This is a genomic window from Pseudomonas sp. LS44 (assembly GCF_024730785.1).
Taxonomy (GTDB): domain Bacteria; phylum Pseudomonadota; class Gammaproteobacteria; order Pseudomonadales; family Pseudomonadaceae; genus Aquipseudomonas.
In genome coordinates this window covers 4,044,325-4,057,080 of the sequence record NZ_CP102830.1, presented here as the reverse complement: position 1 = coordinate 4,057,080, position 12,756 = coordinate 4,044,325, and the positions used below count along the sequence as shown (strand labels likewise).

Annotated in this window: 11 protein-coding genes; 10 read left to right on the top strand and 1 reads right to left on the bottom strand. The window is 66.4% G+C overall.

Annotated elements, in window-relative coordinates:
* The first annotated feature begins 46 nt into the window (after positions 1-46).
* Genes NVV93_RS18235 through NVV93_RS18215 form a run of 5 tightly spaced genes read left to right on the top strand, consistent with a single transcriptional unit; the run spans position 47 to position 6,917 of the window.
* Positions 47-1,756 carry an FAD-dependent oxidoreductase gene (locus NVV93_RS18235; protein WP_258252073.1) on the top strand — a complete coding sequence of 570 codons (1,710 nt, stop codon included), beginning with the start codon at positions 47-49 and terminating at the stop codon, positions 1,754-1,756.
* A gap of 9 nt (positions 1,757-1,765) precedes the next feature.
* The gene (locus NVV93_RS18230; protein ID WP_258252071.1) at positions 1,766-3,463 is read left to right on the top strand and encodes an FAD-binding protein; all 1,698 of its coding nucleotides are present in this window, start codon (positions 1,766-1,768) and stop codon (positions 3,461-3,463) included.
* Between the two features lie 23 nt (positions 3,464-3,486).
* A complete protein-coding gene (locus NVV93_RS18225) occupies positions 3,487-4,248 on the top strand; it encodes an SDR family oxidoreductase (protein ID WP_258252070.1) in 762 nt (253 codons plus the stop codon).
* A gap of 1 nt (position 4,249) precedes the next feature.
* Positions 4,250-5,281, top strand: coding sequence for a ferredoxin--NADP reductase (locus NVV93_RS18220; RefSeq protein WP_258252069.1), 1,032 nt, complete (start codon positions 4,250-4,252; stop codon positions 5,279-5,281).
* A 22-nt stretch (positions 5,282-5,303) separates the two neighbouring features.
* Positions 5,304-6,917: a FadD3 family acyl-CoA ligase gene (locus NVV93_RS18215; protein ID WP_258252067.1), complete on the top strand. Its 1,614-nt coding sequence runs from the start codon at positions 5,304-5,306 to the stop codon at positions 6,915-6,917.
* Between the two features lie 322 nt (positions 6,918-7,239).
* On the opposite strand, the gene NVV93_RS18210 is transcribed toward NVV93_RS18215, so the two are convergent.
* The gene (locus NVV93_RS18210) at positions 7,240-8,025 is read right to left on the bottom strand and encodes an enoyl-CoA hydratase (protein ID WP_258252065.1); all 786 of its coding nucleotides are present in this window, start codon (positions 8,023-8,025) and stop codon (positions 7,240-7,242) included.
* A gap of 175 nt (positions 8,026-8,200) precedes the next feature.
* Between NVV93_RS18210 and NVV93_RS18205 the strand changes: the two genes are divergently transcribed.
* From NVV93_RS18205 to NVV93_RS18185, 5 genes are read left to right on the top strand one after another with little or no spacing between them, the layout of a single operon-like run.
* Positions 8,201-8,986 (top strand): SDR family oxidoreductase, encoded by a 786-nt coding sequence (locus NVV93_RS18205; RefSeq protein WP_258252063.1) that lies wholly within the window; start codon positions 8,201-8,203, stop codon positions 8,984-8,986.
* Positions 8,987-9,043: 57 nt separating this feature from the next.
* Complete coding sequence (locus NVV93_RS18200) at positions 9,044-10,015, top strand: bifunctional MaoC family dehydratase N-terminal/OB-fold nucleic acid binding domain-containing protein (RefSeq protein WP_258252061.1); 972 nt, start codon at positions 9,044-9,046, stop codon at positions 10,013-10,015.
* Positions 10,016-10,023: 8 nt separating this feature from the next.
* Complete coding sequence (locus NVV93_RS18195) at positions 10,024-11,157, top strand: acyl-CoA dehydrogenase family protein (RefSeq protein ID WP_258252059.1); 1,134 nt, start codon at positions 10,024-10,026, stop codon at positions 11,155-11,157.
* Complete coding sequence (locus NVV93_RS18190; protein WP_119894684.1) at positions 11,129-11,548, top strand: MaoC family dehydratase; 420 nt, start codon at positions 11,129-11,131, stop codon at positions 11,546-11,548. Before NVV93_RS18195 ends, NVV93_RS18190 begins: the two co-directional genes overlap by 29 nt.
* A 19-nt stretch (positions 11,549-11,567) precedes the next feature.
* Positions 11,568-12,746 (top strand): lipid-transfer protein, encoded by a 1,179-nt coding sequence (locus NVV93_RS18185; RefSeq protein ID WP_258252056.1) that lies wholly within the window; start codon positions 11,568-11,570, stop codon positions 12,744-12,746.
* The last annotated feature ends 10 nt before the right edge of the window (positions 12,747-12,756 follow it).

Genomic DNA, 12,756 nt, shown 5'->3' with positions numbered 1-12,756 from the left:
CCTGCGTGCCGGGAGCTCTCTGATCACAGCTAATGGCATAACAACAATGACGGCTCAAGTTCAGTCTCAGACCAGCTACGACGTGATCGTCGTCGGCTCCGGCGCAGGTGCGATGACTTCGGCGCTATTCGCCGCCGATCAGGGTCTTTCCGTGCTGATTGTCGAAAAAAGCGACAAATACGGCGGTACCTCGGCGATTTCCGGCGGTGGTATCTGGATTCCCAATAACCACTATTTCGCCGAGAAGGGCGGCAAGGACAGTTTCGATCTGGCCCTGCAGTACCTCAAGGCCGCGACCGGCGAGCACGGCGATGAAGTGCGTCTGCGGGCCTACCTGAACAACGCTCCGCAGATGATTCGCGCGCTGGAAGACAACAGCCGGGTGCGTTATGCCGTGGCGGAAAAGTATCCGGACTATTACCAGCAGCTGCCGGGCTCGCTGCCGGGCGGCCGCTCGCTGGACCCCGAGCTGTTCGACACCAGCCTGCTCGGCGATGAACTGGACAACCTGCGCAAGCCTTCGCCTTCGACCCTGTTGATGGGCTGCATCGCCTGGACCGCCCGGCATGCGCACAAGGTCATGTCCCGCGAGTTCGGCTGGCGCCTGCTGATTGTCGGGTTGATGGTGCGCTACAAGCTGGACTTCAAGTGGCGGCGCAAGAGCAAGATCGACCGCCGTGCCTCCCTGGGCAGCTCGCTGGTGGCCTCGCTGCGCCGCTCCCTGATGGACCGCAACGTGCCGCTGTGGCTGAACACCGATTTCCGTGAGCTGCTCACCGAACAGGGCCGGGTCACTGGCGTGCGGGTGCAGCAGGGCGGCCAGGAGCTGGAACTGCACGCCCGCCGTGGGGTGATTTTCGGCTCCGGCGGCTTCGAACAGAATCAAGAACTGCGCGAGAAGTACTTGCCGCAGCCGACCCGTCGCGAGTGGAGCGCCACGCCGCCGGGCAACAACACCGGTGCGGCGCTGGAAGCCGGCATGGCACTGGGCGCCGCGACGTCGCTGCTGGACTGGGCCTGGTGGGCACCGACCATCGCCGTGCCGGGCGAGGATAAGCCGCGCGGAATCTTCGCCGAGCGCGCCTTCCCCGGCGCCATCGTGGTCAACGGCCTGGGTCGGCGCTTCGTCAACGAAGCCGCGCCGTACCTGGAGTTCGTCGACGCCATGTACCGCGACAACCAGAGCAGCGGCGGCAAGTCGACCCCGGCCTGGGTGATCTTCGATGGGCATTTCCGTTTCCACTACGCCATGGGCCCGTTGATGCCGGCGCAGGTGGCGCCCGACAGCCGCCTGCGCAAGGCCTGGCTCAACAGCGTGTACTGGAAGGCCGACAGCCTGGCGGAACTGGCCGGGCAGATCGGCGTCGATGCCGCTGGGCTGGAGAGCACCGTGCAGACCGTCAATGAATACGCCCGCACCGGGGTCGATGTGGAGTTCGGCCGCGGCGGCAACGTGTTCGACCGCTACTACGGCGACAGCAATGTCAAACCCAACCCGTGCCTGGCGCCCTTGAAGAAGGGGCCGTATTACGCCATGCGCCTGGACGCCGGCGATATCGGCACCAAGGGTGGCCTGTTGACCAACGAACACGCCCAGGTGGTGAGTGAAGATGGTCAACCGATTGCCGGCCTGTATGCCATCGGCAACTGCTCGGCGTCGGTGATGGGCACCAGCTATCCGGGCGCCGGCGGCACCCTCGGCCCGGCCATGACCTTCGGCTACATCGCCGCCAACCACATTGCCGGCAACCCATAAGGAGTCGCCATGCCATCTCCAGTCCGTACCACCTGCACCGATATCCAGCCCGCGCTGCGGGTTGCCGACGCCGATGCGCTGCAATGGGATGACAGTTGCGATGTCCTGGTGATCGGCTGGGGCGCGGCGGGAGCCTGCGCCGCCCTCGAAGCCCGCGCCAATGGCGCCGACGTGCTGGTGGCCGATCGGTTCACCGGCGGCGGCGCCAGCGCCAAGAGTGGTGGCGTGGTCTACGCCGGCGGCGGCACCCGGCACCAGCAGGCGGCCGGTTTCAGCGACACGCCCGAGGCGATGTTCGATTACCTCAAGCACGAAACCGAGGGCGTGATCAGCGACCAGACCCTGCAGCGCTTTTGCGCCGACAGCGTGGCCAACCTGGCCTGGCTGGAAAGTCACGGCGCCCCTTATGCCCACAGCATGCCACCGGGCGGCGGCAAGACCTCCTATCCGTCGGATGGCTACTTCCTCTACTACTCGGGCAACGAGCTGGTGCCCTCGCACACCGACAGCCTGCCGCCCGCTCCGCGCGGTCACCGCACGGTCGGCAAGGGCCAGGGCGGCGCGGTGCTGTATGCGCACCTCAAGGCCGCCTGCCTGCGTAACGGCGTGCGTACCCAGTTGCAAGCGGCGGCCCGGCGGCTGGTGCTCGACGCCGATGGGCGGGTGCTGGGCGCCGAACTCTGGTGCCTGCCGGCCGGCAGTCAGCAGGCGCAGCTGCACGCCAAGCTGGCGGCGCGCGCCGAGCGCCTGCAGAACTTCGCCCCGGGTTATTGCGACAGCCTGCGGCGTCGGGTCAGCCAGCTTGAGCGCGACTTCGCCAAGCCACGGCTGATCCGTGCCCAGCGTGGGGTGATCCTCAGCACCGGCGGCTTTATCTTCAATCGCGAGATGCTCGCCGAGCATGCGCCGAAATTCCGCCGCAACTTCAAGGTCGGCGCCACCGGTTGCGATGGCAGCGGCGTGCGCCTGGGGCTGAGCGCCGGGGCGGTGAGTGATCGCCTGGAGCGCGTGTCGGCCTGGCGTTTTCTCAACCCGCCGCTGTGCTGGCCGAAAGGCATTGTGGTCAACACCCGTGGCCAGCGCTTCGTCAACGAAGAGGTCTACGGCGCGACGCTGGGCCAGCCGCTGTGCGAAGAGCAGGGCGGCAAGGCCTGGCTGGTGCTGGATGCGCGGCTGCGCAAGCAGGCGATCAAGCAGGCGCTGTTCGGCGGTTACTGGTGGTTCCAGAGCGTGCCCGCGCTGGCCTTGATGCTGCTGGGGGTGCGCAAGGGCCAAAGCATCGAGCAACTGGCCGGCGCCACCGGGATGCGCGCCGATGTGCTGCGCAGCTCGTTGCAGGCCTATAACGCCGCGGCGCGTGGCGAGGCGGAGGACGCCTTCGGCAAATCGCCCAAGAGCCGGCAGGTGCTCGATCAGGGGCCGTTCTACGCCTGCGACATTTCGGTCGATAACAAGGCGTTCCCACTGGGGGCGCTGACCCTCGGCGGGCTCAAGGTCGATGAAGACAGCGGCGCCTTGCTGGACAGCAACGGCCAGCCGATTCCCGGCCTGTTCGCCGCCGGGCGCACGGCCATTGGCATTCCTTCACATCTGTATATCAGTGGCCTGTCGCTGGCCGACTGCGTGTTTTCCGGGCGGCGCGCCGGGCAGGCCGTGGCCGCCTCCGCAGTGCCGATCGCAGCCGAAGCGCTGGCGCCGGCGTACTAATTTCTTTTCAGGAGACAACCAACATGGCAGGACGAGTTCAAGGCAAGGTGGCGCTGGTCACCGGTGGCGCCAGTGGCGTCGGACGCGAGACTGTGCTGCTGCTGGCGCGTGAAGGCGCGCAGGTGCTGATCAGCGACATCAATGTCGAAGCCGGCCAGGCGCTGGTCGCCGAGATCGGCGGCGCGGCGAGCTTCATTCGCCATGATGCGGCCAGCGAGGCGGATTGGAACGCGGTCATCGAGGCCCTGCGCGCGCGTTACGGGCGCCTCGATATCCTGGTCAACAACGCCGGCATCCTGCTCAAGGGCTCCATCGAGGATGCCAGCCTGGACGACTGGCATCGCCTGCAGCGGATCAACTCCGACAGCGTGTTTCTCGGCTGCCGTGCCGGTATCGCGCTGATGAAGGAAGGCGCGGGCGGCTCGATTATCAACATCTCGTCCCTGGCGGCCCTGGCCGGCAAGGATGACTACGCCGCCTACAGCGCCTCCAAAGGTTCGGTGGCGGCCCTGACCCGCTCGGTCGCGGCCCATTGCCGGCGCAGCAAGTACCGCATCCGCTGCAACTCGCTGCACCCGGACGGCGTGCTGACGCCGATGACCAATGCCCAGTATCCGGCGGGCATGGACCCGAGCAAATTCACCATCGACATCGACCCGATGAACCGCATGTGCCTGCCGGAAGACGTGGCCGCCAGCGTGCTGTACCTCGCCAGCGACGATTCGCGGGCGATCAACGGGGTCGAGCTGCGTGTCGACAGTGGCCAGTTTGTGATGAGTATCTGATATGAGCACTCCTGACTATCTCACCGTACGCGTGGCGCGGGTGATCGAAGAAACCTTCGACAGCCGTTCGCTGGAGTTCGAGCTGCCGGCTGAGCTGGTCGAACGTTTTAGCTACCGGCCGGGACAGTTCCTGACCCTGCGCGTGCCGTTCGAAGGCGGTTGGTTGCCGCGCTGCTATTCGCTGTCGAGCACGCCGTTGCTCGAAGAGCCGCTGCGGGTCACCGTCAAGCGGGTGCGTGACGGACGGGCCTCGAACTGGTTGTGCGACGCGGTGCAGGCCGGTGACAGCCTGCAAGTGCTGGAGCCGGCCGGGATCTTCGTGCCGCGTAATCTGGACACCGACCTGCTGCTGTTCGGCGGCGGCAGCGGGGTCACGCCGGTGCTGTCGATCCTGCGTTCGGCCTTGCTGGCCGGCAGCGGGCGCATCCTGCTGATCTACGCCAACCGCGACGAAGCCTCGGTGATCTTCCGTGATGAGCTCAAGGCCCTGGCCAGCGAGCACCCGCAGCGTTTGCAGGTGATCCACTGGCTGGACTCGGTGCAGGGCATCCCGGCGGTCGCCCAGCTGGCCGAGCTGGCTCGCCCGTTCGCGGCGGCCGAAGCCTTCATCTGCGGCCCCGGGCCGTTCATGGATGCGGCGGTCAGTGCGCTGAACAGCCTCGACATGCCGCATGCGCGGGTGCATGTCGAACGCTTCGTGTCCCTGCCGGAAGAGGGTTCGATAGCGGAGCATGCGCCGGTCGATACCACCCAGGTGAGCAGCCAGTTGTCGGTGCGCCTGGACGGTGAAGAGTTCGAGATGCCCTGCGCCGAAGGCGAAACCATTCTCGAGGCCATGAAGCGCGCCGGCCTGAAACCGCCGAGTTCGTGCCTGGTCGGCTCCTGCGCGACCTGCATGTGCACGGTCGAAAGCGGCGCGGTGGAAATGCTCCGCAACGAAGCCCTCGACCAGGACGAAATTAATGAAGGCTGGACCCTGGCGTGCCAGTCGCTGGCCCGTAGTGAGCACCTGCGGGTGCGCTTCCCTGAATGATCCGTTTGCCGAGTCCGTCACCATGACTGCATTTTCCGCATCACCAGACACCTGCGCTGCCAGTAATTCGCTGCCCCAGTCGATTCCCGCCCTGTTGTCCGCGGCCGCCGAGCGCCATGCCGGGCGGGCGGCCATCGAGGAAAACGGGATCGCCACCGATTACCGCGACTTGCCGGAGCTGGCTCTGGGGGTCAGTCGCAGCCTGATGGCGTTGGGTATTGCGCCTGGCGACCGGGTGGCGATCTGGGCGCCGAACTGCCGCGACTGGATTGTCGCCGCGCTGGGCGTGCATTGCGCCGGCGCGGTGCTGGTGCCGCTGAACACCCGCATGAAGGGCGGCGAGGCAGCGGATATCCTGCTGCGCAGCCAGGCGCGGGTGCTGTTCGTCCAGGGCGAGTTTCTCGGCGTCGACTACCAGGCACAGCTGGCGCCGCAACGTCCGGCCAGCCTCGAACACCTGGTGCTGTTCGGCACGGCAGAGCCGCAGCAGGCCGGTGATCTGAGCTGGTCCGGGTTCCTCGGCAAAGGCGCTGCGGTGAGTGCCGCGGACGCCCGCGCGCGGGCGGCGGCGGTGGGTCCGGAGGATTTGTCCGATTTGTTGTTCACCTCCGGCACCACCGGCAAACCCAAGGGCGTGATGAGCGCCCACGGACAGAACCTGCGGGCCTTCAACGAGTACGTCAAGGTCATCGGCCTGCAACCCGGCGACCGTTACCTGATCGTCAATCCGTTCTTCCATTCCTTCGGCTACAAGGCCGGGTGGCTGACCTGCTTGCTGGCCGGGGCGACCATTCTGCCGCAGCCGGTGTTCGACGCAGAAGCGGTGTTCCAGCGCATTGCCGCCGAGCGCATCAGCGTGCTGCCGGGGCCGCCGACCCTGTACCTGTCGATGCTGGCCCACCCGCGTCTGGCCGAGACCGATCTGTCGAGCCTGCGCATTGCCGTGACCGGCGCGGCGACCATTCCGCCGGTGCTGATCGAGCGGATGCGCAACGAGCTGGGTTTTGCGGTGGTCACCACGGCTTATGGCCTGACCGAATGCGGCGGCCTGGCGACCATCTGCAACCCGGATGACCCGGCGGAAACCATCGCCGGCACCAGCGGCCAGGCGATTGCCGGGACCGAGGTGAGCATTCGTTCGGCGGACAACCAGCCGCTGGGCGCGGGCGAGTCGGGGGAAATCTGCCTGCGTGGCTTCCATGTGATGCAGGGCTATTTCAACGACCCGGCCGCCACCGCCGAGACCATCGACGCCGAGGGCTGGCTGCACACCGGCGACGTCGGCAACCTCGATGCGCGCGGCAACCTGAGAATCACCGACCGGCTCAAGGACATGTTCATCGTCGGCGGCTTCAACTGCTACCCGGCGGAGATCGAAGCCGGGTTGATCGAGCACCCGGCCATCGCCCAGGTGGCGGTGATCGGCATTCCGGACGAACGCATGGGCGAAGTCGGTTGCGCCTGCGTGGTGCTGCGTCACGGCCAGCAATTGGATGAGCCGGCCCTGATCGCCTGGGCCCGCGAGCGCATGGCCAACTACAAGGTGCCGCGCCAGGTGCGCTTCTTCCAGGCGCTGCCGGTGAATGCCTCGAACAAGGTGGTCAAGAACGAGCTGCGGGCGGCGCTGGCTGGCTAAGTCCGTAGGATGGGTTGCCCATCGGTGGAAAATGCTTCGCAGTTTTCCACCCTACGCGGTCGTGCAGATTCGTAGGGTGGATAACGCTGTGCTTATCCACCGACCGGCCGTCAGGCCGGCAATGGCGATGCCTTATGGCGTCGATGGCGGGTTACGCCGGCGGCTAACCCACAGGTCTTTCAGCGCGCCATCGCGAATGAATTCGCTCCTACAAGGCCTGCGGCTCTAGGTCGATCAGAGGTAGGGCGGGTGAAACCCGCGAGCGGCGAACATTGGCGGGTTGCACCCGCCCAAAAGCGGCGCGCTTGCGTAGTCAGGCCGATCAGCGCCCTTCGAACTGCGGCGGGCGCTTGTCGATAAAGGCCTGCATGCCTTCCTTCTGGTCGCGCGAGGCGAACAGCAGGGCATTGGCCTTGCGCTCCAGAGCCAGGCCGGCTTCCAGCGGCGCGTCCATGCCGGCGAGGATGACTTCCTTGATCTGCTCGGCGGCCAGCGGCGGCATCGCCGCAATCAGTTGTGCCATCTGCAGGGAGTGGGCCTGCACCTGATCGTCGGCCACCACTTCGCTGACCAGCCCGGAGATCCAGGCTTCCTCGGCGGTGATCGGCTGGCCGGTCAGCGCCATGCGCATGGCCTTGGCCTTGCCCACCGCGCGCACCAGGCGCTGGGTGCCGCCGATGCCGGGCATGATGCCGATGCGGATTTCCGGCTGGCAGAAGCGCGCGCCGTGCCCGGCGACGATGATGTCGGCGAGCATGGCCAGCTCGCAGCCGCCTCCATAGGCGTAACCGCAGACGGCGGCGATCACCGGCTTCGGGCAATGCTGGATCGGTGCCCAGACCCGCTCGGTGTGGCGTTGGTAGATATCGATCGGGCCGACCCCGGCCATGCTGTTGATGTCGCCGCCGGCGGCGAACACCTTGTCGCCGCCGGTCAGCAGGATGCAGCGCACCTCGGGGTCGACGCCCAGCGCGCTGAAGTGCTGCGAGAGCAGCGCCTGCAGCTCCAGGCTCAGGGCATTGGTCGCCTGCGGGCGGTTGAGCCGCAGCAAGGCGACGCCGGGGGCCGGGTATTCCAGCAATACCGGTGGAGCCAGTGGATCAGGCATGGGCTTCCTCATTCTGTTAGCGCAGATGGCCGCTTCATCGGGCTCCGTCGCAGGGACGGCGGCAATGCTCTGGATTGTTGCGGCCACGGGTTTGGCCTTCATCGTCCATTTAGACGAAGTTGGCGCGCGGCTTTGTCCCTAGAGTGCCAGTCATTACAGAAATAAGGAGCGCGCCATGAGTGGTCACTCGGGGCTGGATTACAACGGTAAGGTGGTGCTGATCACCGGCGGCACCAAAGGCATCGGCGCGGGTATCGCCCGCAGCTTTCTGGCGGCCAATGCCCGGGTCATCGTCTGCGGGCGCACCGCTCCCGAGGAGTTGCCGAGCGTGGGTGAGGCCCGTGCGGCGTTCATCGCCGCCGACGTGCGCGACCAGGATTCGCTGCGCGCCTTGTTCGACACGGTGCGTGCCGACTACGGCCGCCTCGACGTGCTGATCAACAATGCCGGCGGCAGCCCGGCGGCGGAAGCCGCCACGGCTTCGCCGCGCTTCCACGAAGGCATCATCCGCCTCAACCTGATCGCGCCGCTGAGTGTTGCGCAGCTGGCCAACCAGCTGATGCAGGAACAGGCGGAGGGCGGCTGCATCGTCTTTATCGGCAGCATCAGTGCCCTGCGCGCCTCCCCGGGCACCGCAGCCTATGGCGCGGCCAAGGCCGGGGTCTTGGCTCTGGTGCAGTCGCTGGCGGTGGAGTGGGCACCCAAGGTGCGGGTGGTGGCAGTCAGCCCCGGCCTGGTTCGCACCGAGCTGTCCCATCTGCACTACGGCGACGAGGCCGGCATCGCGGCGGTCAGCGCGGGTATTCCGGCTGGGCGCATGGCCGTGCCGGAAGACATCGGCAATGCCTGTCTGTTTATCGCTTCACCGCTGGCCGGTTACGCCAGCGGCTGCAACCTGCTGCTGAATGGCGGCGGCGAACGTCCGACGTTCCTCGCTGCTGCGCAGGCTGCATCCAACTGATCGACCCATGGCGGCGCGCCGGAGTCGGGCGCCGTTCTCAACACGCAGGAGACGAACTTGGCTGATCCAGAATTGCAATCCAAAGTGCGCGCCCTAGTGGGGCGCGAGTACGGTCGCGTGAATGCCTGGGACGAAGTCAATGCGCCGATGATTCGCCAGTGGTGCGAAGTCATGGGCCTGGACAACCCGCTCTACAGCAACCCGCAGTTGGCCGCCAACAGTCGTAACGACGGGCTGGTGGCCCCGGCATCGATGCTCCAGGTCTGGTGCATGGAAGGCCTGCACGCGAACAACTATCCGCCCGGCTCGACCACTGAGAACCCCTACGAGGTGCTCAAGATCATCGAGAGCTACGGTTACCCGGCAGTGGTGGCGGTGAACTCCGAGCTGACCTTTGAGCGCAACGTGCGCCCCGGCGAGAAGCTCTACTACACCACGCGGCTGGACGCGGTCGGCGACGAGAAGACCACGGGCCTGGGCACCGGTTTCTTCGTCACCCTGATCATGAGCTACTTCAGCGAGCAGGCCGGTGGCGACGAGAAGGTCGGCGAGCTGCTGTTCCGCGTCTTTAAGTTCCGCCCGGCCCATGTGCAGAAGCCGGCGGCCGCAGCGGCGGAAATGCCGGCAGCGCCCAAGCGGCCCAAACCGGGCGTGAGCGATGACTCGCGTTTCTTCTGGGACGGCTGCACCGAAGGCAAGCTGCTGATCCAGCGTTGCACCCAGTGCGCGACCTTGCGTCACCCGCCGGCACCGGTGTGCATCGAGTGCCACAGCTTCGACTGGGACACCCTGCAGGCCAGCGGCAAGGCCAGCCTGTATTCCTTCGTGGTGATGCATTACCCGGAAGTGGCGCCCTTCGATCACCCCAACCCGATCGGCTTGATCGAGCTGGACGAAGGCGTGCGCCTGGTCGCCGGCCTGGTTGGCGTCAAGCGCGAAGACATCCGCATCGGCCAACGCCTGCAGGTCGAATTCCAGACCTTCGATGGTGATCTGGCGCTGCCGATGTTCCGGCCGTTGGCAGAGTAGGGGGCGGCATGAATTTCGAATTCAGCGAAGACCAGCGCGCCATTGCCGAAATGGCCGGCAGCCTGATGAGCGACTACTGCACCGACGACCGTCTGCGCGAGTTTGACGTGGCGGGCCAGCCGTATATGCATGGCCTGTGGACGGCGTGCGTGGAGACCGGCCTGCAAGCCTTGGCCATCCCGGAAGCGGCCGGCGGCAGCGGGCTGGGCATGACCGAATTGATGTTGCTGCTCGAAGCCCAGGGCCGCGCCCTTGGCCAGGTGCCGCTGTGGCGTCACCAACTGGCGGCGGCGACCCTGGCGCAGTTCGGCGGCGAGGCGTTGGCGCCCTGGGCCGAGCAAGCGGCCAGCGGTAGCGCGCTGTTGAGCCTGTCGCTCGATGGCCTGAGTAGCGCCCATGGCATCGAACTGCAAGCGCAGCCCGACGCCGACGGCTGGCGTCTGGACGGCCGGGTCGCGGCCGTGGCCCTGGCCGAGCAATCGGCCGCGGCATTGGTGGTGGCGCAGGTCGAGGGTCAGCCACGGCTGGTCTTGCTGGACCTGAGTCACGCCGGTATCAGCACAGTGCCGGGGGTGATGACCCACGGCGAAGCGCTGGCCGACCTGCAGGTGCAGGGCGTCACTCTCGCTGCTAGCCAGGTGTTGCCGGTCGCCGCGCTGGACTGGCTCGAGTCCCGCGCCATCGCCGCCCTGGCGGCCTTGCAGTTGGGCGTCAGCGCCGAACAGATCCAGCGCACCGTCGCGTACGTCAGCGAGCGCGAGCAGTTCGATCGCCGCATCGGCAGTTTTCAGGCCGTGCAGATGAGCATGGCCGACGCGCATGTGGCCCTCGAAGCCTTGCGCGGTGCGCTATGGCAATTGTGCTACCGCCTGGACGCCGGCTTGGCGGCACCTTCCGAGGCCCTGGCCACGGCTTGGCTGGCCTGCGAGGCCGGGCACCGGATCGGCCACATCGCACAGCATGTGCACGGTGGCATCGGCGTCGACCTGACCTATCCGATACACCGCTTTCTCTACTGGAGCCGCGCCCTGAGCAGTGCCCTGGGTGGCTCGGCGGCGAGCTTGGAACGTCTCGGCGATTGGCTGAGCGATAACGACACGTTGGGATGGAAATATGACCTCGAAGAACACCAAGCGCTTTGAAGACGTGCGCCCCGGCGAAGTGTTGCCGGAGCTGGCGATCCCGATCACTGTCAGCCTGATCACCGGGGGCGCGATCGCCACCCGCGATTACTTTCCCGGTCACCATGACCTGGAGGCGGCGCGCGAGCTCGGCTCACCGCATATTTTCATGAACATCCTCACCACCAACGGCCTGGTCCAGCGCTTCGTCGAAGAGTGGGCGGGCCCGGAGGCGCGTTTCCTGTCGCTGAAAATCAAGCTCGGAGCGCCGAACTACCCGGGTGACTGCATGACCTTCAGTGGTGAAGTGACCCATCAGGATGCCGCCACGCGCAGCCTGGAAGTGACCCTCAAGGGCAAAAATTCCATGGGCAACCACGTGACCGGTACGGTCGCGCTGGTTCTGCCCTAAGTCGCGGGAGACAGAACAGATGACGAATTCGTCGATTTCCGGGCGCGCCGCCATTGTCGGTCTGGGCGCGACCGAGTTTTCCAAGAACTCCGGGCGCACCGAACTGCGCCTGGCCATGGAAGCGACGCTGGCGGCACTGAAGGATGCCGGTATCGATCCGTCCGAGGTCGAGGGCTTCAGCTCCTACTCGGTGGACAAGGTGCCGGAGTACGAGATCGCCCGCCTGCTGGGCTGCAAGGACGTCAAGTTCTTCTCCCAGGTGCCCCACGGCGGCGGCGCAGCCTGCGCCCCGGTGATGCACGCGGCGATGGCCGTGGCCACCGGCGTGGCCAAGGTGGTGGTGGTCTACCGGGCGATGAACGAGCGTTCCTGGTATCGCTTCGGCACTGGTAGCTACGGCTTCGGCGCGACGCCGTTCTTCGATAACGTCAACTACGGCTGGTACATGCCCCACGGCCTGCACACCCCGGCCTCCTGGGTCGGGATGTTCGCCCAGCGCTACATGCACCGTTACGGCGCCACCTCCGAAGACTTCGGCCGAGTGGCCGTGGCCGTGCGCGACTTCGCCGCGACCAACCCGGCGGCGTTCTTCTATGGCAAGCCGATCACCCTCGAAGAGCACCAGGCCTCGCGCTGGATCTGCGAGCCGCTGCACCTGCTCGATTGCTGCCAGGAGTCCGATGGCGCGGTGGCCATGGTTATCACCTCGGCCGAGCGCGCCAAGGACCTGCGCCAGAAGCCGGTGGTGATCAAGGCTGGCGCCCAGGGCATCAGCGATGGCCAGCAGAGCATGACCTCGTTCTACCGTGACGACATCACCGGCCTGCCGGAGATGGGCGTGGTCGCCAAGGAACTGTACGGCCAGTCGGGCCTGGGTCCTGATGCGTTCCAGACCGCGGTGATCTACGACCACTTCACCCCGTTCGTGTTGCCGCAGCTGGAAGAGTTCGGTTTCGTCAAACGCGGTGAGGCCAAAGACTTCATCCGCGCCGGCCACCATGCGCGTGGCGGCAAGCTGCCGATCAACACCCACGGCGGGCAGTTGGGCGAGGCTTACATCCACGGCATGAACGGCATTGCCGAAGCGGTGCGCCAGGTGCGTGGCGTGGCGGTGAACCAGGTCGCGGATGTCGAAAACGTGCTGGTAACCGCCGGGACCGGCGTGCCTACTAGCGGCCTGATTCTCGGCTCGGCATAAGGAGCGGCCC